At 38.6% G+C, this 22,014-nt stretch carries 20 protein-coding genes, 1 tRNA gene and 1 pseudogene; 16 read left to right on the top strand and 6 right to left on the bottom strand.

What is annotated here, in order from left to right; genetic code table 11:
* Positions 1-61 precede the first annotated feature (61 nt).
* From moaA to H0S58_RS08465, 3 genes are read left to right on the top strand one after another with little or no spacing between them, the layout of a single operon-like run.
* Positions 62-1,102, top strand: coding sequence for a GTP 3',8-cyclase MoaA (gene moaA / locus H0S58_RS08475; protein ID WP_195726277.1), 1,041 nt, complete (start codon positions 62-64; stop codon positions 1,100-1,102).
* Position 1,103: 1 nt separating this feature from the next.
* Complete coding sequence (locus H0S58_RS08470) at positions 1,104-1,355, top strand: MoaD/ThiS family protein (RefSeq protein WP_195726276.1); 252 nt, start codon at positions 1,104-1,106, stop codon at positions 1,353-1,355.
* A gap of 1 nt (position 1,356) precedes the next feature.
* The gene (locus H0S58_RS08465; protein ID WP_053580076.1) at positions 1,357-1,896 is read left to right on the top strand and encodes a molybdenum cofactor biosynthesis protein MoaE; all 540 of its coding nucleotides are present in this window, start codon (positions 1,357-1,359) and stop codon (positions 1,894-1,896) included.
* Positions 1,897-2,170: 274 nt separating this feature from the next.
* On the opposite strand, the gene H0S58_RS08460 is transcribed toward H0S58_RS08465, so the two are convergent.
* The 4 genes from H0S58_RS08460 to fahA all read right to left on the bottom strand — a co-directional run bounded on the left by H0S58_RS08460 (position 2,171) and on the right by fahA (position 5,516).
* Positions 2,171-2,557, bottom strand: coding sequence for a carboxymuconolactone decarboxylase family protein (locus H0S58_RS08460; RefSeq protein WP_092718041.1), 387 nt, complete (start codon positions 2,555-2,557; stop codon positions 2,171-2,173).
* A 408-nt stretch (positions 2,558-2,965) separates the two neighbouring features.
* On the bottom strand, positions 2,966-3,541 hold the full coding sequence (locus H0S58_RS08455) for a VOC family protein (protein ID WP_053580078.1): 576 nt from the start codon (positions 3,539-3,541) through the stop codon (positions 2,966-2,968).
* Positions 3,542-3,562: 21 nt separating this feature from the next.
* Positions 3,563-4,213 (bottom strand): maleylacetoacetate isomerase, encoded by a 651-nt coding sequence (gene maiA / locus H0S58_RS08450; protein ID WP_193892543.1) that lies wholly within the window; start codon positions 4,211-4,213, stop codon positions 3,563-3,565.
* Positions 4,200-5,516, bottom strand: coding sequence for a fumarylacetoacetase (gene fahA / locus H0S58_RS08445; protein ID WP_193892540.1), 1,317 nt, complete (start codon positions 5,514-5,516; stop codon positions 4,200-4,202). Before fahA ends, maiA begins: the two co-directional genes overlap by 14 nt.
* A 386-nt stretch (positions 5,517-5,902) precedes the next feature.
* On the opposite strand from fahA, the gene H0S58_RS08440 reads away from it, so the two are divergent.
* The 5 genes from H0S58_RS08440 to H0S58_RS08420 all read left to right on the top strand — a co-directional run bounded on the left by H0S58_RS08440 (position 5,903) and on the right by H0S58_RS08420 (position 11,101).
* A complete protein-coding gene (locus tag H0S58_RS08440) occupies positions 5,903-6,682 on the top strand; it encodes an IclR family transcriptional regulator (protein WP_195726275.1) in 780 nt (259 codons plus the stop codon).
* 66 nt (positions 6,683-6,748) lie between these two features.
* Positions 6,749-8,050: an MFS transporter gene (locus H0S58_RS08435; RefSeq protein ID WP_195726274.1), complete on the top strand. Its 1,302-nt coding sequence runs from the start codon at positions 6,749-6,751 to the stop codon at positions 8,048-8,050.
* Positions 8,051-8,107: 57 nt separating this feature from the next.
* Entirely contained in the window at positions 8,108-9,817 is a 1,710-nt protein-coding gene (locus H0S58_RS08430) for an FAD-dependent monooxygenase (protein WP_195726273.1), read from the top strand.
* On the top strand, positions 9,814-9,999 hold the full coding sequence (locus tag H0S58_RS08425) for a hypothetical protein (RefSeq protein WP_195726272.1): 186 nt from the start codon (positions 9,814-9,816) through the stop codon (positions 9,997-9,999). Before H0S58_RS08430 ends, H0S58_RS08425 begins: the two co-directional genes overlap by 4 nt.
* A 64-nt stretch (positions 10,000-10,063) precedes the next feature.
* On the top strand, positions 10,064-11,101 hold the full coding sequence (locus H0S58_RS08420; protein ID WP_227592227.1) for a glycosyltransferase: 1,038 nt from the start codon (positions 10,064-10,066) through the stop codon (positions 11,099-11,101).
* Positions 11,102-11,227: 126 nt separating this feature from the next.
* Here H0S58_RS08420 and H0S58_RS08415 read toward each other — a convergent pair.
* Together H0S58_RS08415 and cysS are read right to left on the bottom strand one after the other, a co-directional pair.
* Positions 11,228-11,303, bottom strand: a tRNA-Gly gene (locus H0S58_RS08415).
* Between the two features lie 62 nt (positions 11,304-11,365).
* Positions 11,366-12,787, bottom strand: coding sequence for a cysteine--tRNA ligase (cysS, locus tag H0S58_RS08410; protein ID WP_195726270.1), 1,422 nt, complete (start codon positions 12,785-12,787; stop codon positions 11,366-11,368).
* Positions 12,788-12,985: 198 nt separating this feature from the next.
* Here cysS and H0S58_RS08405 point away from each other — a divergent pair, with 198 nt between their 5' ends.
* The 8 genes and pseudogenes from H0S58_RS08405 to H0S58_RS08370 all read left to right on the top strand — a co-directional run bounded on the left by H0S58_RS08405 (position 12,986) and on the right by H0S58_RS08370 (position 21,943).
* Positions 12,986-13,978, top strand: coding sequence for a KpsF/GutQ family sugar-phosphate isomerase (locus tag H0S58_RS08405; RefSeq protein WP_195726269.1), 993 nt, complete (start codon positions 12,986-12,988; stop codon positions 13,976-13,978).
* 3 nt (positions 13,979-13,981) lie between these two features.
* Positions 13,982-14,521, top strand: a complete 540-nt coding sequence (locus tag H0S58_RS08400) for a KdsC family phosphatase (RefSeq protein WP_053580084.1) — start codon at positions 13,982-13,984, stop codon at positions 14,519-14,521.
* 41 nt (positions 14,522-14,562) lie between these two features.
* Entirely contained in the window at positions 14,563-15,111 is a 549-nt protein-coding gene (lptC, locus tag H0S58_RS08395) for an LPS export ABC transporter periplasmic protein LptC (protein WP_053580085.1), read from the top strand.
* Positions 15,095-15,661 (top strand): lipopolysaccharide transport periplasmic protein LptA, encoded by a 567-nt coding sequence (lptA, locus tag H0S58_RS08390; protein ID WP_053580086.1) that lies wholly within the window; start codon positions 15,095-15,097, stop codon positions 15,659-15,661. The genes lptC and lptA overlap by 17 nt, the downstream gene beginning before the upstream one ends.
* Positions 15,661-16,407 carry an LPS export ABC transporter ATP-binding protein gene (gene lptB, locus H0S58_RS08385; protein ID WP_053580087.1) on the top strand — a complete coding sequence of 249 codons (747 nt, stop codon included), beginning with the start codon at positions 15,661-15,663 and terminating at the stop codon, positions 16,405-16,407. The genes lptA and lptB overlap by 1 nt, the downstream gene beginning before the upstream one ends.
* Positions 16,408-17,086: 679 nt before the next feature.
* Positions 17,087-18,621: pseudogene (locus tag H0S58_RS08380) on the top strand (TolC family outer membrane protein).
* The gene (locus H0S58_RS08375) at positions 18,618-20,756 is read left to right on the top strand and encodes a type I secretion system permease/ATPase (RefSeq protein ID WP_195726268.1); all 2,139 of its coding nucleotides are present in this window, start codon (positions 18,618-18,620) and stop codon (positions 20,754-20,756) included. The pseudogene H0S58_RS08380 and the gene H0S58_RS08375 overlap by 4 nt, the downstream one beginning before the upstream one ends.
* Positions 20,753-21,943 carry an HlyD family efflux transporter periplasmic adaptor subunit gene (locus H0S58_RS08370; RefSeq protein WP_195726267.1) on the top strand — a complete coding sequence of 397 codons (1,191 nt, stop codon included), beginning with the start codon at positions 20,753-20,755 and terminating at the stop codon, positions 21,941-21,943. Before H0S58_RS08375 ends, H0S58_RS08370 begins: the two co-directional genes overlap by 4 nt.
* Positions 21,944-22,014: the final 71 nt, after the last annotated feature.

The raw sequence follows: 22,014 nt of genomic DNA, 5'->3' as shown, positions 1-22,014 counted from the left end.
ATTTTAGTTCTATTCACAAGTACTGTGTATTTCTATATCAACACCTCAGAATGGATTGAATATGAATAGGATGCTCGGACTGAAAGATGAAATGCAATTCATGGATCAATTTGGTCGTGCTAAGCGCAAACTCAGAATTTCAGTCACTGATCGCTGTAATTTTAAGTGCATTTACTGCATGCCTGAACATCCTGAATGGATGAAAAAAAATGAATTACTGAGTTTTGAGGCGCTTTATCAATTTTGTGATTTCATGGTACAGCGAGGTATCCACTCTATACGTATTACAGGCGGTGAACCGCTGATGCGTCAAGGCGTTGTGCATTTTATTGAACAACTGCAAGGTCTAAAAAAAATTGGATTGAAGCGCGTATCTATGACGACCAATGCGCATTATTTAAAAAAATATGCCTTCGCTTTAAAACAAGCAGGACTAGATGACTTGAATATTAGTTTAGACAGTCTCGATGAAACTCAATTTAAACAGCTTACACAAAAAGATTTGGCACCAGTACTTGAAGGAATTCGTGCTGCAAAAATTGTCGGATTACCGATCAAAATTAACAGCGTACTGATGAAGGGCATCAATGATGATCAAATCTTGCCTTTGGCGCGTTGGTCGATTCAAGAAAAAATAAACTTACGTTTTATTGAATTTATGCCACTCGATGGTGATCGTAAATGGTCAAACGCGCATGTGGTCAGCGAAAAACATATTTTAGATGTATTAAAGACTGAATTTAATGTAACCAATCAAATGAATCATTCTGCCGATCCTGCGCGACAATATCTGATTAATCATCATCCAATTGGGATGATCTCTACGATTACCCATTCATTTTGCGGAAGTTGTGATCGATTACGGTTAACGGCACAAGGTGAGTTTTATAATTGTTTATTTGCACCTCAAGGCTTGAAGCTCAGTACAGAAATTAAGGCATTGGCTTCCACTCAGGCTTCGAGTGAAGTGAATCTGCATCATATTTTATCTCAGTATATCTGGAACAAAGAACAAGGCTTTCATGCCATTGAGCAACGTTTAAAAAATCAAACTACCACGACAAGCAGTCGAAAAATTAGCATGCATATGCTTGGAGGTTAAAGTGTCACAGATCAAAATTAAAATTGAAGCCTTCGGTGCAATAGAACGACATTTGCCGACTTGCTTAGAAATTAGCTGTAATTTAAATAGTTCCGTTTATGATGTTTTGAATCAAATTTCATTTGATTATCCATCAGCTTTAGCCATGTTAGAAAGATGTGCTTGTGCTATCGGTGAAGATATTATTCCACGTCAGAACAAACTCACCTCGGACAGTACTTTGGTACTGCTATCGCCGGTTGCAGGAGGTTGAAATGAACGTATTCAAACAATTTCCTAGAATTCAAGAGACTGCTTTAAATCTAGATGGTTTTGATGGAATTCAGTGTTTTCCTGAATGTGGTGGTACTGGTATTTTTGTGGGGTCGGTACGTAATCATCATCAAGGTAAAGCAGTGAAAGCACTGAAATATAGCGCTTATGCACCTGTCGCAGAAAAAATGATTCGGCAAATAGAGCAAGAAATTCAGCAAAAATTTGGAGCCTCTTATGTACGGGTGATTCATCGAGTTGGCGCTTTAGATATTGGTGAAACAGCCATTATCGCGATTGCTTATGCTGCGCATCGCCGTGAAGCCTTTGCTGCATGTGAAGAAGCAGTGGAGAGGGTTAAGCATGAGGTTCCTGTTTGGAAAGAGGAATTTTATATGGATGGTAGCAGCCAATATGTGGAAGGCTGCTGCATCCGAAAAGATGACATAGACCATAGCGCTGTATCTCAGCCTGCCGTGCCACAACATTTATATAAGCGTCAGCCATCTGAAGATGAAGAGCATCTCTATTGTCATCATTAAATTGAAAATAATAGAATCTATTGAGTATTGAGTTTTTTATTTCCAATATGAAGCGCTAATGATTGATCTTGAAAAAAGGTTAGCATTCATCAGCGCGTGAAAATATTAATTGTAATTTCAAAATTGGATGAATGTTTTGCCATGCGCCAAAATGATTCCATTGAAAGGCGCATGTAGCGCATCAAGCTTAGTAAATCACGCTAAGATTTTAATAAGGATTTAAATAGCCTAAGCTGAGAAGCTGGTGATTGAATCAATTTCTACAATCGTTAACTTATTCTATTTTTTGATATTCATTGATTACTTCAAGGGCGGCACGAAAGGCTTCTTGAGTTGCTGGCGCACCACAATAAGGCAAACTATGTAGTAAGACTTCTTGAATTTCTTCAACTGTTGCACCATTGTTTAAAGCACCACGGACATGACCTTTAAGCTCAGTTGGGCTTTTTTGGGCGGTTAAAAATGCGATGGTAATGAGTGAACGATACTTACGTGGTAGCACACCTTCACGTTGCCAAGTCGAACCCCATGCATGTTCATTAATCCAATCTTGCAATGGTTGTGTGAATGGAACCGTATTGTCCTGTGCACGTTGGACAAATGACTCACCCATCACTTCAGTACGAACTTTTAAGCCATTTTCAAAGTCTTGTTTTGACATATTATTTACTCTTGTTATATCGATCAAAAAATTAAGTGACTCAAGTTTATGCTTTGCTGATCCATCTGCATATCGGTTTATGGTCTAAATTTTAGTGTCATCACGGTTTTTAAAGTTGAAGATGATTTTCGCCAAAGTTAAACAAATACAAAGCAATTTCTGCTGTTCTTTGCAGTGTTTATTTTCTCGCAAATTGAATTGATCTAAACGTTTCAACTGAAATTTCAATATTAATGAGTTTGATCTCTGACAATGTGTTGATCAGCATTTAAGTTCTCCTTTCATTACTTAAAAATTTATCAATGCTTAATCAACTATTGTCTAACTTAATCTTTTAACTAAGTATTCATTTTAGGAAAGAGAATGTTAATGATTTCCTTCTCTTCCCCGTAAATTGATAATGAAAAATTAAGCATCTGCTTTTGCATAACTTGTGCTGTGCTCAAGTTCATTTGCATGTAAAAATTGCGTATGATGCGGAGCGCGTTTATTTTTGCTCCATTCTTCTAACATTTCATATTTCATTTCTTCTGTGATCAAGGCAATTTTTGAGGCGGCTTTTTCATCATCATAGGCCAACTCTAAGCGGTGACCATTTGGGTCGAAAAAGTAAATAGAATGGAAAATACCGTGATTGGTCACGCCTAAAACATGATTACCATTGGCTTCTAAATGTTCTTTCGCGGCCAGTAATGCTGAGCGATCTTTAACTTTTAAAGCAATGTGTTGCACCCATTTTGGTGTATTTTCATCACGGCCCATATCGGGTTGGGTCGGTAACTCAAAAAAAGCCAATACATTACCATTTCCAGCATCTAAAAAAAGATGCATATACGGATCAAAAGCTTTGGTTGACGGCACATAGTCTTCTGCAAATGCTAAAATGAAGTCCATATTCAGATTCTTTTTGTACCATTCCACTGTTTCTTTGGCATCTTTACAGCGATAAGCCACATGGTGAATTTTTTCGATTTGAATGGTCATAACAATATCCTTATTTATAATTTAAGCAGCATCAGCTTGCGCTTCAGGCGCAGCATTTTGAAATGCGGAGAGGGTGTTACAGTGTTGGTAAATGGCTTGAATTTTCGGGTAAAGGGATAAATCAATTTTAAAACGTAATGCGTTATACACTTGCGGAATTAAGCAACAATCCGCAAAGCTAGCGGTTTCACCGAAGCAGAATTGGCCGTTTGAGTTTTTCAACTGTATTTCTAATGCTTTGAATCCAGTTTCAATCGAATGTCTGTACCACGTTGTTTTTTGCTCATCAGAGATTGCCAAAGTATTGGATAAATATTGCAACACTCTTAAATTGTTCAGCGGATGAATATCGCAGGCAATACTTTGGCTGACTGCGCGAATTAAAGCGCGCTGTTGAAAATCCTGAGGTAATAAAGCCACGTCTGGATATTTTTCTTCTAAATATTCCAAAATACTGAGTGATTGGGTGAGTGTGAACTCATCTTGTATATTTTTTTCAATCCACGCTGGAATTAGCTCTGTTGGATTGATCTGATGATATTCAGGACTGTGCTGTTCACCGCCATTTTTAACCAAATGTACTGGAATATATTCAGGATCTAAACCTTTTAAATTCAAAGCAATTCGGACACGATAAGCCGCAGAACTTCGGAAATAGCTATACAGTTTCACTGAGTTTCTCCTCAGCGGTATGGGCGGTGAAGTTAAATTGAATAGCAGGCAAAACTTTACCTGATACTTCGCCAAACCCAATCCGTAAACCCTCTTTTTGACAGTAGCCTTTCATAATGAGCGTATCGCCATCTTGTATAAAGCTACGTTGTTCGCCATTCGATAAGGTGAGTGGTTTGCTACTATTCCAAGTAATTTCCAGTAATGATCCATAAGATTCCGGCGTGGGACCAGAAATAGTACCCGAACCCATCAGGTCGCCGACTTGAAGGTTACAACCTGCAATGGTGTGATGAGTCAACTGTTGTGCCATCGACCAGTACATATATTTAAAATTGGTTTGACTAATCACATCTGTGTGTTCAGCATTTTTGGCTTTTAATTCCACAGACAAATGGATGTCATAGCTGTTCTTCGCATGATCTTCACGTAAATAGTGAAGTGGTTGGGGTTCTTGAATAGGAGAGTGGGTTTTAAAGGGTTCAAGCGCTTCCATGGTCACAATCCATGGTGAAATAGAGGAGGCAAAAGTTTTTGCATTGAATGGGCCTAAAGGCACATATTCCCATTGCTGTAAATCACGTGCCGACCAGTCATTAAACAGCACCATACCGAAAATATGATCCCACGCATTTTCAATAGAAACTGGCTCACCCAATCGATTTGCTTTACCCACAATAAAGCCAGTTTCAAGTTCAAAATCAAGTTTACGACAAGCTGAAAATTCAGGACGTTCACTATTTGGAAGTTTGATTTGGCCTGAAGGTCGTACTACATCCGTTCCGCTGACAATCACGGAACTCGCACGACCGTTATAACCTACGGGCAGTTCTGACCAATTGGCAAGCAGTGCATTTTTAGGATCACGGAACATGCAGCCTACATTGGTGGCATGTTCTTTAGAGGAATAGAAATCGGTATAACCTGGAATATGAACTGGTAAATGCAGGATCACATCGCTTTGTTTAAAGAAAACTTGATCACGTAAAACCAAGTTATCACGTAATTCTGGATTGTCTGCTGAAAGTAGATTTTGTAATTCTGCACGTAATTTAGACCAGTTACTTTTTCCTGACTCGATAAATGTGTTTAAGGTGGATTGATTAAAATAATTTTCATTTGGGTGAAGATTTAAACAACCATTTGCTTCTAAAGCTGCAAGATCAACGACCCATTCACCAAGTGCGACACCCACACGACGTTTACCTTCACGTGATTGGCTAAAGACACCAAAAGGTAAGTTTTGAATAGGGAAGTCAGAATCTTGTGCGACCTCAATAAATGATTTTAATTGACCTGTCATTTGAATGTTCCTTGTGTCTAAACGAATTCGATTCAATAGATTCGTTTGTTCATCCGAAATAAAAAAATATCCAAACGATCTGCGACTTTAGTTGTATTTAAATGATTTTTCACACAATTTATTTAAATAACAAATTGATTTAAATAAATAAAAATATACAACCTTGCTGTGAGAACGCTTGATTTTTACGCTTAATCTAATCATACTCATTTTAATTAATTACGCAATAAATAATTTAATTATGTATAGCGTAATTTAATGTGGCTTTAGATGACCATAGGCAAAAAGTATTCAAGAACCCAAATTCATTTTTTGTTGTGGGTTTGCTTCGAAATTGGGTCGCTTAGAGTAGAATGCTGATCATTCAATTCATGAGTTTGAAACCAATGTCAGAAGAAAAAATACAAGGTGGGGTTCAATCTTTAGAAGTAGGGCTAACGGTACTTGATGCGTTGATTGCACATCGCAGCCCTATGATGTTGAAAGAGCTTGCTGAAAATTTGTCGATGCATCCTGCCAAAGTTCATCGTTATGTTGTAAGTCTAGTTCGAATGAACTATGCCAAACAACAAAGCGATGGACGTTACGCACTGGGTGACCAGGCATGGCGTTTAGGTTTGAGCTGTATTCAGCGTACCGACACGATTCAAGCTGCTCAACCACTGATTGATGAGCTGCATCGGAAAATTGATTGTGGGTTACAAATTAGCAAATGGACTTCGCAAGGACCATTGATTGTGCAATGGATGCAACCCAATCAACTGGTTTCAGTGATTACACGAGTGGGTTCGATCATGCCTTTACTCAATTCTGCCACAGGGCGTGTATATGCAGCCTTTGGTGCAGAAAAGATGATCAGACCATTACTAGAACGTGAATGGCAGCAAAAAAAGGCACTCCATCAGCAGGTTTATCCTGCCAATTGGGAAGAATTTTTGGTGTTAAAGCAAAGCATCATTCAGCAGGGTGCCGCGACAGTGTCAGGTGATTTGTTGGTCGGTGTAAACGCAATTTGTGTACCGGTTTTCAATCGATACAGTGAAATAGAGTTTTGTATTGCAGCATTAGGAAGTGAACACCATCTTCCTATTGATTTTAAAAATGAAAGAGTTAAAGCGTTGAAGGAAACAGCAGAAGCTTTAACCCGGTACATTGCTCAAGATTAAAATTCGATTGATGTGTGCTTTTTCTTGAGTCCTGTAAATGATGTGTATGGAAACGGGAAAAACACAATGAATAATTCGAACAAGTTGTTTTATGGTTGGTGGGTGGTTTTGGCATTGATGGTCGTATCAGGTACAGCCATAGCACTCACCATTACCACATTTAATATTTACTTAAACCCATTTACCCAGTCTATGGGAATTTCACCAACCCAATTTGCGCTGTGTTCAACCATTATTAATATCACTGTGATGTTGTTTTCTCCGAAAGTCGGAAAAATTCTGCAACAACATACACAAAAAGTATTACTCATTTTCTTGCTCGGTTTTTGTTTGAGCTATGCCGCATTTTCTATTGCGACCAATATTTATATTTTATATGGCGTAGCAGCGTTGTTCGGGTTCTTCTCGACAGGTCTAACCTTCATGCCACCTAATATTTTGGTCAACCGTTGGTTTGTTCAGAAAAAAGGGTTGGCGATGAGTATCGCACTCTCGGGTAGCGCAATTTTCGGCATGATTCTTAGCCCATTCATTACCTATTGCATTCAAAATTTTACTTATCAGTTGGCTTATCAAGTTATAGCAGCAACCATGTTTGTGTTTAGCAGTGTGCTGATCTTGTTTGTAATTAAAGCACAACCTGAAGATGTTGGTTTGAAGGCTTTGGGCGCAGATGCAACTGACGTTTGTCCGACCAAAACCCTAGGTTCAGAAATAAAACTGGTTCATCTTGAGCCTAAAGTTTTAAAGAAAAAACCGTTTTTTTGGTCTATGTTGGCAGCCCATTTTTTGGTCGGATTTGTCGGCGGAGGTATTGTTTTGCAACTTCCTGTATTTTTGCAAAATACCTTTGGGATGCAACAGGCCGCTCAATTTTTAGTGATTACTTTAGGTGTAATGATTTTTGCCAAGGTGATGTTGGGTTGGCTTTACGACAAACTGGGTACCATGAAAGCAACCACATTAGTCTGTGCCAGTATTTTAATGACGTGTATTCCGTTTGCTTTAGCGAGAGGTTCAAATGCATGGTTATTGGGTTTAATCGCTGTAGTGTTCTGGGGAGTTGGAAATTGTATTGGTACCGTCACACCTGCAGTGGTGGCCTCACAAACCTACGGCCCACAGCATTATGGTGAAGTATACGGTATCTGCTTACGTTTCCAAACTTTGGGAATTGCCAGTGGTGTACCTGCTATTTCTATGCTTGCCACTGCAACGGGCTCATTCATGATGGTCTGGATCATCTGCAGTATTTTAACGGTTCTGCTCTTTATGTTTTACGCACTGGGTTTAAAAGGCAGTCAAACGTACCGTAGTGCTAATAATCAACAATTCACCCAAAGTTCCTCTACTGCTCAAGCGGCTTGAGCACTGTAATACTGATTTTTTATTTACTTTGTAAACAATGACGATAAGGAGTTCGACATGCACTTTCCTGAAATTCAACCGAGAAAATCGCTCTATTATAATTATGAGATTTATCCCTATTTTCATTCAAATAAAAATACGCTTGCAGAATCAGATACGGTCACAGTCGTTGGTGCTGGGCCAATAGGCATGGCAACAGCGCTCTTGTTGGCAAAACAAGGCATTAAGGTTATTTTACTGTCCGCTGAACAGCAGCTATCTGAAGGTAGTCGCGCCTTGGTGTACACCAAACGTTCTATGGAAATTTTACAAGCAGCAGGTGTTGCTGATCGTATCATGACCAAAGCTTTAGCATGGACACATGGTAATTCAATTTATAAAGGTCAGGTGGCATTTCGTATGGCATCACCGATCCATGACAATGATCAGTTTGCACCACTCAATAATTTACAACAAAATTGGTTAGAGCATTTTTTATTACAGACCATCAAAGAACAAAAAAATATTGAAGTGCGTTGGGGAAATAAAATTGTTGCGCATCAACAAAATGATGAACACGTCACTTTAACAATTCATACACCTGAAGGTGAGTATCAGCACATTTCACATTGGGTAGTTGCCGCGGATGGTGGGCGTTCACCGATTCGTGAAGGGATGAAACTCCGGATGGAAGGTGCAAGTTATGAAGGTCGTTTTGTGATCGCCGATATTCGTATTAAATTAGACTATCCTACAGAACGCCTTGCATTTTTTTCACCAGATTGGAATCCTGGAAATACTATTTTGATGCATCGTGAACCAGATAATATTTGGCGTTTTGATTATCAACTAGATCCAAAAAATGCTCCAGAAGACGCTTTAAAACCTGAAAATTTAAATAAAGCAGTCAATGATCAGTTAAAAATGATTGGTCAAGATCATTTGGAATGGGAAATGGATTGGAGCACCGTATATTCAGCCCGTGCTTTAACGCTTGATAACTATGTACATAACCGCACCATATTTGTTGGAGATGCTGCGCATTTGTTGCCAATATTTGGTGTTCGTGGTGCAAATACAGGTTTCCAAGATGCTCAAGATTTGGCATGGAAACTTGCGGCTGTTGTGAAAGGGTGGTCAACAGAAAAATTACTTCAAAGTTATAGTTTTGACCGTGTCGGTGCAGCACGCGAAATTATTGCAGAAGCGTGTAAATCAACACGTTTTATGGCACCGCCAACGGCAGGTTATCGTTTATTGCGTAATGCTGTACTCTCTTTATCACTTGAGCATGAATTTGTTCGACCACTATACCACTGGCGTACGTCACGACCACATGCTTATACGCATTCACCGTTAAACAGTCAAAACGATGATAATGCTTTGATGCACGAATTGACTGAAAATGGTGCTCTCATTCCAAATATAAAATTTGCAGATGGCTCATTTTTATATGATGCCATTAGTGGTAAATTTTCGGTCATAATGTTTACTCAAAATGGTCAAGTACCTGAAAATTTAATCAGTGAAATAAATGCATTAAAACAATTCGGTATTCCTGCTCAACTGATTGCACTGGCAATCGATGATCAAAAGGTCAAACAAGCTGATATTTCATTTACGATTGATCCAAACATAGTGAAAGACTGTTTTTTTGCAGATGTGAACACCATTTATTTAGTACGTCCTGGGCATCATATCAATGGACGTTGGTTGAACTATCGTGAAAATGCGATTACTGGAACTTTTCATCAATTCACTCAAGTCGCTGAAGGAGTCAACGCATGAGTACCATTTCAATTCCTGATTTAGAAAAAGTCTATGATCAATTGGCGGAAAGCATAGACTCGATTTCAGTCGAAAAGCGTGAATTATTTTTAGTTAAATTGGCACTGCTGAGTGCCAATCAAATTAAGGATGCTTCTGTATTTACGCAACTTATTCAGCAAGCCAAAGTTTTTGAAGATTGATTTTTATTATTGAGCTGATGATTAAAAAAGGGCTAATTGATCTGACCCCCGAAAGTTGGACGGATTGATTAAGCGGTTTTCAAGGACTGAGTTCTGTATTCGACAGGGCTGGGTGATTGTGGATACGGGTTCAACCGACGGCACACAACAGATAATTCAAAATTATTTGCAAGATTTGCCGGGACAATTATTGGAACGGCCATGGAAAAATTTTGGTTTTAACCGTACTGAAGCTTTGGAATTGGCTTTAACTGATGCTTTACCCAAAGCAGATTATTTACTTTTTATTGATGCAGATGAAAGTTTATTGGCTGAATCTGGTTTCAGTTGGCCAGCTTTAACGGGTACAGCATATTATTTTAATTGTATCTATGACAATTTACGTTATTGCCGAAATGCTTTGATCTCGACACGTTTAGCTTGGTCATGGAAAGGGGTTTTACATGAGTATTTACATTCTCCTCATCCTCATCAATGGCAAACGCTTGAAGGTTTAAATATATTTATTCAGCATGATGGTGCCAGAGCAAAAAGTGCAAATACATATTTGAAAGATATCGCAACACTGGAACAGGGTATTCAAGATGAGCCAGACAATTTGCGGTATATTTTTTATCTAGCACAAAGTTATAGAGATGCTGGATTATTAGATAAAAGTAGAACGTATTTTTTAAAACGGGCCAATGCAGGAGGTTGGGAAGAAGAGCGTTGGATGGCTCAATTTCGTGCTGCTCAAATGGCAGAACGCTTAAAACTTCCACATGAACAAATTTATCTCGAATATTTAAAAGCGTGGATCGCCAGACAGAATCGTGCCGAACCTTTATATGAGTTAGCCCGCTTTTACCGTTCTTTAAATCAATATGATTTGGCCAGTTATTATGCCCAACAAGCAACTCAAATCGACATGTCTAATGACAAGTTATTTGTTGATGCAAGTGTGTATGAGTGGCGAGCATTGGATGAATTGAGTGTTTCAGCATCCTACTGTCAAGTTTATAAAGAACAGGGTAAACAAGCGATATTAAAACTTTTGCAAGAGCAAAAATTCCCACGTTCTGAAGCAAAAAGAATAAGCTCGAATCTGAAGTACTACGCTTAATTTCATTATGTCGAGCTTTATATTTATCATTTGAAAAGAGATCATCTCTTTTCAAAATGAACTGATCAAATATTTAAATCAATAAAAAAATAGACCCTCATCTTTCGATGAGGGTCTATTTGAATTTGGAGCGGAAAAAGAGACTCGAACTCTCGACCCCAACCTTGGCAAGGTTATGCTCTACCAACTGAGCTATTTCCGCAATGGTGTGTATTATAGAGCGCTTTTAGAAACTGTCAACTCTCTATAATTCTAAATGGTGAATTAATCAGCACGACGCCAAATTGTACCTTGGCGTGTGTCTTCTAAAACAATACCTTGATCAAGTAAAGACTGACGAATTTCATCGGCTTTAGCAAATTCTTTGGCTTTTTTGGCATCGACACGCTGTTGAATAAAATCTGCTATTTGTTCTGCACTGAGTTCTAAAGCGTCTTGACCAATATCAGACTTTAAAAAATCGTCTACATTATATTGAACCAGACCAAGAATATGAGTTAAATGGCGCAAAGTTGAATAATAGAGAGTAGCTTGGTCAGCATTTTCATCCTTCACCGCACGATTGAGTTCTTTATTCATTTCAAACAACACAGCAATTGCTTCAGATGTATTAAAGTCATCACGCATTGCTGTATTAAAGCGTTCCACTAAAGTTTCGTCTAAATGATCCGTGGTTTTTTCACCATATACTGCTTGATAGGCTTTAAAAGAATGATAAAAACGCGACAAGGTATTTTTCGCTTCTTTTAATGCTGTATCAGAGAAGTTCACAGGACTACGATAATGTGATGACACAATAAAGTAGCGAATTACTTCAGGATGAAACTTGTCCATGACATCGCGAATCGTGAAGAAATTGCCTAAAGACTTCGACATTTTTTCGCCATCAACATTGATAAAGCCCACATGCATCCAGTAATTGACATATTGCTCGCCAGTCGAGGCTTCAGATTGTGCAATTTCATTTTCATGATGTGGGAACATTAAGTCTGAACCGCCACCGTGAATATCAAAATGGTTGCCTAGGCAGCAGGTAGACATCGCTGAACATTCAATATGCCAGCCCGGGCGTCCATTCCCCCAAGGCGAAGCCCAAGAGGGTTCATTTTCTTTGGCATGTTTCCACAGAACAAAGTCAAAAGGATGCTTTTTTTCAACTTCAACATCGACGCGTTCTGATGCACCTGCTTGCATATCTTCAAGTTTACGCCCAGACAAGCGGCCATATTTGGCAAAATTTTCCACTTGAAAATACACATCACCATTTTTAGATGGATAAGCTGTACCTTTATCCACCAAATGACCAATCATGCTTTGCATTTGATCAATATAGTCAGTGGCACGCGGTGCTTCATCTGGTGCTAAACAGCCTAAGTTTTCCGCATCATCATTCATCGCTTGAATGAAACGATCCGTTAAAGCTGTAATACTCTCGCCATTTTCATTAGCACGCTTAATAATTTTATCGTCAATATCGGTAATATTACGGACGTATTTGACCGACCAACCTTGGCTGCGTAAAAAACGAATAATATAGTCAAATGCAACCATGACCCGAGCATGTCCAATATGACAATAATCATAAACAGTCATACCGCATACATACATATCGATATGTCCTTCAACACGCGGAACAAATTCAACTTTTTTACGTTGCTCTGAGTTATATAGAACAAATGGTTGCATAGAGTTTCAAAAGACTAAATAAAAGATGTCTCATCTTAACTCAAGCCTTATTCTTCATAAAGTTTTATAGTTTTTTTTTATAAGGATGTGAAAACTTACACATTTAGAAACGTGGTATTTGTATAGATATGATAAAATTATGAAAATTATTTTTGCTTGATTAACATCAAGGCTTTATAGCGTAAAGGTAGACTGACTTTGAATCTAAAAAATAGGCCGAATCCCATAGACTTCCAAAAAGTTGCATTAGAAACTTTACGTATAGAAGAGCAAGCCTTAGAGATATTGGCAACTCAAATTGATGAGCGTTTTAGTCGGGCGTGTGAAATTATTTTGCATTGTCGCGGACGTTTAGTCATTACGGGAATGGGTAAGTCAGGCCATATTGGTCGAAAAATGGCAGCAACGTTTGCCTCTACAGGTACGCCTTCATTTTTTATGCATCCCGGTGAAGCGGGGCATGGTGATTTAGGTATGTTGGTACATGGTGATGTACTGATTGCTATTTCAAACTCTGGAAAGAGTGATGAAATTATGATGTTGATGCCTTTGATTAAGCATTTAGAAGTACCACTCATCACAATTAGTGGTGATACAAAAGGCCCATTGCCACAAAATGCAGATGTTGCTTTAACTTTGGGCAATATTCAAGAAGCTTGTCCACTGGGTTTGGCTCCGACTTCAAGTACGACGGCGACCTTGGCCTTAGGTGATGCCTTGGCAGTGGCTTTATTAGATGCGCGCGGTTTTACGGCAGATGATTTTGCGATGTCACATCCAGCAGGTGCATTAGGCAAACGCCTGTTGTTGCATGTTAAGCACCTTATGCATACCGATACAGATTTGCCAAAAGTGTCTCCAGATACACCAATGAATCAGGTTCTATACGAAATTTCAAATAAACGTCTAGGTTTAACCACAATTGTAGATAAAAATGACGTGCTACTTGGGATTTTTACGGATGGCGATTTGCGTCGCCTCATTGATAAGCAGCAAGGTTTTGATGTGAATTTAGTGGTGTCTGAAGTGATGACCCAAAACCCCCTCACTATTTCACAAGAAGCACGTGCTGTTGAAGCATTAGAGCGAATGAATGATAAAAAAATTAATCAATTTGTGGTTGTAAACGATTTAAATCAAGTGATTGGCGTGATTAGCATGCACGATTTAATTCAAGCTGGGGTAAATTAACAGATGGCATCTTACACTTTATTACAACAAGCGCGTCATGTTGAAGCGTTGGTTCTCGATGTAGACGGTATTTTAAGTGATGGTTTTGTGACGCTGACCAATTCAGGTGACGAAATTAAGTCTTTTGATATTCGTGATGGTTTGGGCATGAAACTTGTACAGCAAGCAGGTGTCAAAGTCATTATTATTACAGGCCGTAAGAGTCATATCGTTGAAAAACGTATGTCTGATCTTGGTGTGGATTTGATTTTTCAAGGCCGTGAAGATAAAGGTATTGCACTACGTGAGGCATGTGCACAACTCAATATTGCACCAGAAGATTGTTTATATATGGGAGATGATTGGCCTGACCTTTCTGCATTTGCGATTGCTGGACTTAAAGTCACTGTACCCAATGGACATGTAGAAGTTAGACGTCGTGCAGACTTGGTGACTCAGGCTATGGGTGGGCGTGGTGCAGTACGTGAAATCTGCGATATGATTTTAAGCGCAAAAGGTGTTTATAACAGCCTGCTTGAAAAATATACTTCTACCCCATATTAATTATTTAATCATCTATTTTATTTGAGTTCAGTACACCACTTATGGATATAAAATTTTTATACGTAACTGCTATAGCCATTGCAGCTATAAGTGGTGGTTACTACTATTATAGTGGTAAGGGGAACAAGCTTGAGGTTGATTCAGCCAAAAGTATGACCTATTCCGCTGAGAAAATTCATTTGACTCAAACGGATGATCAAGGCAATTTATATATGCGTGCTCAAGTCGATCGGCTTGAACAAGACATGCAAAAACAAACAGCGAAACTGACGAATCTGGATGCTTCTATATATAAAGATGGTGCTGTAGATGCGACTTTTTATGCCAAAGTTGCAAATAGTTATGATGATAATCAACGGGTCGTTTTATCTGGTGATGTAACTGCTGTTAAACTCATGCAACAAGGTAAAATGCAGTTTAAAACCACAGAATTAACGGGTTACCCTAAAACACGTGAAATAGAATCCAACAAACAAGTCGTTGTGCAGTCACCGCAAGCTGAATTTGTAAGCCAAGGTTTGAAAGCCAATTTTAACAACGGTCAATACGAATTTTTTAATATTCGAGGAAAATATGAACCAAAATCTTAAGCTTACATATTCTAAATCCTTGCTTAAGCAAGCAGCTTTAGTCGGTTTGGTTGTATTGTCATCGTCAACTGTTTTTGCCATACCTTCTGATCGAAACCAACCTATTTCACTTTTAGCCGATCGTGCAACCTACAATGAGAAAACAGGAATCACCACGTATACGGGTAATGTCATCATTGAACAAGGCACAATGAAGTTACAGGCTGATTCTATTGTGGCCAATTTAAACAGCAAAAGAGAAATCAGTACCATTACTGCTTCAGGGCGTCCTGCACGTTTTCAGCAGCAAACAGATGTAAATAAAGGTTTGGCGAAAGGACAGGCACAAAAGATTATTTACAATGCAGAAACAGGCATTATTACTTTGTCAGGAAGTGCATTGTTAGAACAAAATAATGCAAGTATTCGAGGTAATACCTTGAAATATAGCATGAACAGAGGAGATGTCGAGGCAACAGGTACGCCAAACTCTACCGGTTCATCATCAGGGCGTGTCCAAATTGTGATACCACCTTCTGCATCAAAATCTTTTCCAGGAGCACGTGATTAATGGAGCAAGCGCCAAATAAACCACAAACGCTGTGTATTAAACAACTTGCAAAAAACTATAGCAAAAGATGGGTCGTGAAAGACGTCTCATTTCAAATGCAAAGTGGACAAATTGTAGGTTTGCTTGGTCCAAATGGTGCAGGTAAAACGACAAGCTTCTATATGGTTGTAGGTTTAGTCCGAATGGATAAAGGTGAAATCCATTTAGATGATTTAGATTTATCCGATTTAGCCATGCACGAACGTGCGCGTAAAGGTATTGGTTACTTACCACAAGAAGCCTCTATTTTTAGAAAATTAACCATTTCTGAAAATATCATGGCCATTCTTGAAACCCGTAAAGATTTAACTAAGGCACAGCGTCAGCAACGTCTAAGTGAACTGTTGGCCGATTTTAAAATCACTCATATTAAAGATTCACTTGGTATGAGCGTTTCGGGCGGTGAGCGTCGTCGTGCAGAAATCGCACGTGCTTTGGCAGCTGATCCGAAATTTATGCTGTTGGATGAACCTTTTGCGGGAGTTGACCCTATTTCAGTGGGTGATATTAAAGATATTATTCGGACTTTAAAAGATCGTGGGATCGGCGTTTTAATTACCGATCATAATGTCCGGGAAACTTTAGCAATTTGTGAACGTGCTTATATTGTCAGTGAAGGTGCAGTGATTGCTGAAGGCACACCACAAGAAATTTTAGAAAATGAAACAGTACGCCAAGTTTATTTAGGTGATGATTTCACCGTTTAATTCAACTTCGATTTAACTGGTCAGCACAGCGCTCTTACCATATTATCCGACTCTGACTTTCAAATCAGAGTCTTTTTTTGGCAGGCATACTCTCGTTTTGCGGATCGAAAATAAAAATCAGCTCATTTATAATCTGGCTATATAAGCTGAATTGTTAAAAATTACCTGTAGTGAGTGTTAATAACGCTTATTGGATGGAGTGGTTGGATGAACGGTAGCTTTTGAAGAAAGATTGTCCTATTTTCTGTTTACAATCGAAACGAGGATTAACTAATGTTTGGATTGAAGATCACATCTATTCCCCAATGGATAAAATGTAATGGTGGATTAAGGTGTTGAAATTTTATAGATATTTTGATCATTGAAAATCATCATTTCTTTTTGTAAGTCACTTTTTTTTAGAAACCTTAAAGAGAGTGTAAACCAAATCTCTTATTTAAAAGCATTTGCGTAGTAGATTTTAAATTTGATCTCTTATCTCTTAGCTAGATTAATTTTTATTGGTATTCATTAGAAAATCTAAGCAATAAATAAGATGATTTTTCATTTAAAAAATGACATGATCATCATAGTGTTATAACATTTTAAAAGTTTTAAAGAAGAAAATTACTTAACAATAATAGGTGTATACATTTCGAATACATCAGGATATCCGTTGAATGTGATTGCTAGTCAAATGATGCTCAAAAATCAAAGTAAAATTATTTCATACCAAAATTTATTCGTTAGAAATCTACGGTTTTTAATATGGATCATTCCTTTTCAAGTTAACGCTTTACATGCGGAAAACTCAAAAACATTTTTGCAGTCTGTTCAGTCAAGTATGAGCGAAATTTTAGCGCCTAAATCGCAGGAAAATTATGCTAAGGCGAGTATTTCTTCTTTAAGCAATTTTCAATTGGATACGACTAAAATACAGGAGTTGCCGACTATTTTTGCTCCTGCTCAAATGGGTAGGTCACCTCAATATACCTATACTGCTTTTAATGCTTCTGGGTTGAATGAAACTATTCTGCACGCATTGCAACGCAGTCCTGAAATTTCACAAAATATTGCTACTTTGGCAGCTCAGGGCGCAAATATTGATGTTGCAAAAGCACAATATTATCCGCAAGTTTCAGGTGGATTGTCTACGGCAGACTTAACGTCGGGTGAGCGTGGTCGACAAATGTTAAGCCTCAGTGCGACACAAATGCTCTATGATTTTGGCAAGATCAATAGCAGTGTTGATATACAAGAAGCCAAACTTTCAGTGGCTCAAGCCAATGTTCTCGTCAGTATCGATAATGTGGCATATGAAACGGCCAATACGATTGTTAATATTCAACGTTATCAAGAAATTATTAAAATTGCACAGCAGCAAATTAGTGGAATTTAACGAATTGCCGAAATAACCAACTTAAGGGCTCAAGCTGGAATTAGTTCACAAGCGGATCCAGTACAAGCCCGTTCAAATGTACAAGCAGCGGAAACCAATTTAATTGTACAAGAAACACAGCTTAAAAAATTTCAACAAAGATTACGTACACTTTTGGGTAGCGAAGTTAAAGGGTTGAAATGGGCTATTCCAGAACATTTGGTGAAAGAGTCAGATTTATATACTGATCCTGAATTTAATAAAGTACCTAACATGATGTCTGCACAGGCAGAAGTCGATGTGGCGAAATTTCAGAAGCAACAAACTAAATTGAGTCGTTATCCAACCATTAATGTGAAAGGTTCTTTAAGTCAGGCTGTGAATGGTCGAAATCCGAATAACAATGAAGATGATGGTTTTTATAATTCAATCATGCTTGAAGCCAACAGTAATTTATATCAAGGTGGTGCAACTGCGTCACAGACTCGTGCAGCCAGTTATGCAGAAGAAGCAGCTAAAGCCAAAGTAAATCGTGTTTATTTAGATGTGCTGGATGAAATACGTTCTTTGCGTGAAGAAATTGAAAATAAGCAGCGTCAGATTGTCAGTTTAATTGCCCGCAAGCAAACCACAGTACGCACGCGTGAACTTTATCAAGAACAGTACAAACTCGGCACACGATCAGCCGTCGATTTACTGAATGCTGAACAAGCCATTCATAGTGCAGCGCAAGAAATCGAAAATGCACGTTTTGATATTTATGACGCTATTGTGAGATACATTTTGTCACAGGACGTTCGCGCGATCTGTATGATTTAAATCACATTTCAATTCAGGGATTTGAGATACAGCCATGAATAATAAGAATCAATACCTGCCTTGGTTACAAGCCGTTTTAAGCATTGCTAAACACTATCGTATAGAGCCTTCAGAAGAACGTATACGTTTACAACTGGATTGGAATCCGAACCAAAATACGGACGATATTTTGGCATTAATGACGCGCCAGATTGGCATGAGTTTGCGCAAATCTAACTTTGATCCTGATTTAATCAACCCTTGGCGTTTACCTGTGATGGTCGAATTTCATGATGGTCAAGTCGGCGTGATTGATAAGGTCGACAGTCAAGGAAATGCCAGCATCCAGTTTAGTGTTGAACAGGGACTCACCCAAGTTCTGACCCCTGAAGTCGTGCATGCCAATATACGCCATATCTATATTATCCGACCAGAAAAATCTGTACCTGATGCGCGTGTTGATGAATATATTAAGCCTTACCAAAGTAGTTGGTTTTGGAGCATTGTATTACGTGATTGGAAGCGTTATATCGATGTGATGTTTGCATCCATGATTGCGAATATTTTGGCCTTGGCAACCATTGTTTTTTCTATGAATGTATATGATCGGGTGATTCCTGCACAATCTGTTCCCACTTTATGGGTTTTGGCAGGTGGCGTTCTCATTGCAGCTATTTTTGAATTTAGTTTGCGTGTAGGACGAATTTATTTATCTGATGTGATTGGAAAACGTGCTGACTTAAGAGTCTCGGATCGTGTTTTTGGGCATGCACTGAGAATTAAAAATAGTGAACGTTCTAAATCTACAGGCACATTTATTTCCCAAATTCGTGAACTTGAAGGGGTACGTGAATTAGTGACGTCAAGCACCATTTCGGCGATTGCTGACTTACCTTTTTTTATTTTGTTTTTGGTTATTTTTTGGCTTATTGGCGGCAATCTTTTTTGGATTATGCTTGCAGTCGTACCTTTAATGATTTTACCGGGGATTTTGGCACAAAAAAGTTTGGCTAAACTTGCCAATGAAGGGATGCGCGAAAGTGCTATTCGTAATGCCATGCTCGTGGAGGCCGTTCAGGGAATTGAAGATATTAAACTGCTGCGTGCAGAAGCACGGTTCCAAAATCAGTGGAATCACATGAATGAAACTTCAGCAGATATTTCCATGCGGCAGCGGAAAATTGTTGGCGTCATGACAGCTTGGACACAGAAAATACAAGGATTAACTTTTGCTGTCGTCGTATTGGTGGGTTGTTTTGCTGTGATGAAAGGTGACATGACCACAGGTGCTTTAGTGGCTTGTTCTATGCTCTCTTCACGTATGTTAGGGCCTATTGCACAAATTACGGGTGTTTTAGGTCGTTGGCAGCAGGCAAAGGTTGCTAAAGCTGGACTAGATGAGTTAATGAAAAAAACGGTAGATCAGCCAGATCATGCACATTTGATTCATCGTGCTGTATTAAATGGGGATTACAGCTTATCTGGACTAAGTTTTCAATACGGTCAGAATGATGCGAGACCAAGTCTGAGTATTCCGAAACTTGAAATAAAATCAGGTGAAAAAATTGCTATTCTTGGCCGTAATGGAGCAGGAAAATCGACATTATTACAGCTATTGTCGGGTATGCAGACACCCACTCAAGGAAAAATTAAACTAGATAATATTGAATTGGGCTTGATTGATCCATCCGATGTTCGACGAGATATGGCTTTATTAAACCAAAATGCCTATTTATTTTTCGGTTCTGTTCGTGAAAATTTGACTCTAGGTGCACCTTTAGCCAGTGATGAAGATATTTTTAAGGTCTTAAAAATTACCGGTGCAATGCAATTTGTTCAGGATAAAAAAGAGGGTTTAGATCATATTATTCTTGAGGGAGGCGTGGGTTTTTCGGGTGGACAAAAGCAGGCTTTGTTACTTGCACGATTACTCATTCGTCAACCAAATATTCTCTTACTGGATGAACCTACTGCATCAATTGATGATGTATCAGAAAAACAATTTATTGATCATTTAAAATTTTGGTTGGGGCATCGAACCTTAGTTGTTGCGACACATCGTCGCGCTGTGCTTGAGTTGGTGGACAGAATTATTGTGGTCAATGACGGCAAAATTGTGATGGATGGCCCACGTGATCAGATTTTAAATCAAAATTTGCATCAGCAACGTCAAGCCGGAGGTACAAGTTCATGAGCAATCAAGAATACAATCCAAAAAATGCCTCGAAAATAACTGAACTTGAACCACCTTTACCTAAATCAAGTATCTTTATCTGGATAATTTGCCTTGGTTTATTGGTCTTACTCTTATGGGCTTGGTTTTTTAAACTTGAAGAAGTATCAACTGGAACGGGGAAAGTTGTTCCTTCTTCAAAAGAACAAATCATTCAATCTCTTGAAGGCGGGATAATCACCAAAATTAATGTGCGTGAAGGTGAAATTGTAAAACCGGGTCAAATTTTAGCACAACTTGATCCTACTCGATTTGCCTCAAATGTGGGAGAGTCAGCTTCTTTATTAATGTCTTCACGTGCCACGTCAGCCCGTTTAAGATCAGAAGTAAACGGTACAGCGCTGTCATTTCCAGAAGATGTTTTAAAAGAAAATAAATTGGTTCAGGAAGAAACAGCACTTTATCATTCACGGCGCGCCAATTTGGATGAGTCTATAGCAGGTCTGCGTCAGGCATTAAGTTTGGTCGAACAAGAACTCAGAATGACTGAGCCATTGGTGGCTAAGGGTGCGGCCAGTGAAGTGGAGGTATTACGTTTAAAACGTGAAGCCAATAATCTTCGTAATCAGATGAATGATATTCGCAATCAATATTATGTCAAAGCGCGTGAAGAATTGTCCAAAGCCAATACTGATGTTGAAATGCAGCAACAAGTTGTAAAAGGCAAGTCTGATACACTCAGTCGAACTACTTTTAAAGCCCCGATGCGCGGGGTAGTGAAAGAAATAGATGTGATGACCATTGGTGGGGTCATTCCGCAGAATGGTAAAATCATGACCATTGTTCCTTTAGATGAACAATTATTGATAGAAGCCCGAATTTCACCGCGAGATATTGCATTTATTCATCCTGAACAAGATGCACTGGTTAAAATTACAGCCTATGATTATTCTATTTATGGCGGTTTAAAAGGTAAGGTCAAGGTTATTTCACCTGATACTTTGAGAGATGAAGTGAAGCAAGACCAGTTTTATTATAGAGTGTATATTCGAACAGATACCGATAAACTCACCAATAAAGCAGGTCAACAATTTAGTATTACACCTGGGATGGTCGCAACGGTGGACATTAAAACAGGACAAAAATCGGTTTTGGATTATTTGATCAAACCGTTTAATAAAGCACAGGAAGCCTTACGAGAGCGATAATACATAAAAATTTAAGTAAATATAGCGCTTGGATATAATTAAAAAGCCGTTAATTTTAAAAATTAATGGCT

It is taken from the genome of Acinetobacter sp. TTH0-4 (genome assembly GCF_015602665.1).
Lineage (GTDB): Bacteria > Pseudomonadota > Gammaproteobacteria > Pseudomonadales > Moraxellaceae > Acinetobacter > Acinetobacter albensis.
This window is presented reverse-complemented; position numbering and strand designations above follow the sequence as displayed.

Coding starts and splice junctions, on each gene's coding strand:
- moaA (WP_195726277.1), top strand. CDS start 62: ATGAATAGGATGCTCGGACTGAAAGATGAAATGCAATTCATGGATCAA.
- H0S58_RS08465 (WP_053580076.1), top strand. CDS start 1,357: ATGAACGTATTCAAACAATTTCCTAGAATTCAAGAGACTGCTTTAAAT.
- H0S58_RS08460 (WP_092718041.1), bottom strand. CDS start 2,557: ATGTCAAAACAAGACTTTGAAAATGGCTTAAAAGTTCGTACTGAAGTG.
- H0S58_RS08455 (WP_053580078.1), bottom strand. CDS start 3,541: ATGACCATTCAAATCGAAAAAATTCACCATGTGGCTTATCGCTGTAAA.
- fahA (WP_193892540.1), bottom strand. CDS start 5,516: ATGACAGGTCAATTAAAATCATTTATTGAGGTCGCACAAGATTCTGAC.
- H0S58_RS08440 (WP_195726275.1), top strand. CDS start 5,903: ATGTCAGAAGAAAAAATACAAGGTGGGGTTCAATCTTTAGAAGTAGGG.
- H0S58_RS08435 (WP_195726274.1), top strand. CDS start 6,749: ATGAATAATTCGAACAAGTTGTTTTATGGTTGGTGGGTGGTTTTGGCA.
- H0S58_RS08430 (WP_195726273.1), top strand. CDS start 8,108: ATGCACTTTCCTGAAATTCAACCGAGAAAATCGCTCTATTATAATTAT.
- H0S58_RS08425 (WP_195726272.1), top strand. CDS start 9,814: ATGAGTACCATTTCAATTCCTGATTTAGAAAAAGTCTATGATCAATTG.
- cysS (WP_195726270.1), bottom strand. CDS start 12,787: ATGCAACCATTTGTTCTATATAACTCAGAGCAACGTAAAAAAGTTGAA.
- H0S58_RS08400 (WP_053580084.1), top strand. CDS start 13,982: ATGGCATCTTACACTTTATTACAACAAGCGCGTCATGTTGAAGCGTTG.
- lptC (WP_053580085.1), top strand. CDS start 14,563: ATGGATATAAAATTTTTATACGTAACTGCTATAGCCATTGCAGCTATA.
- lptA (WP_053580086.1), top strand. CDS start 15,095: ATGAACCAAAATCTTAAGCTTACATATTCTAAATCCTTGCTTAAGCAA.
- lptB (WP_053580087.1), top strand. CDS start 15,661: ATGGAGCAAGCGCCAAATAAACCACAAACGCTGTGTATTAAACAACTT.
- H0S58_RS08375 (WP_195726268.1), top strand. CDS start 18,618: ATGAATAATAAGAATCAATACCTGCCTTGGTTACAAGCCGTTTTAAGC.
- H0S58_RS08370 (WP_195726267.1), top strand. CDS start 20,753: ATGAGCAATCAAGAATACAATCCAAAAAATGCCTCGAAAATAACTGAA.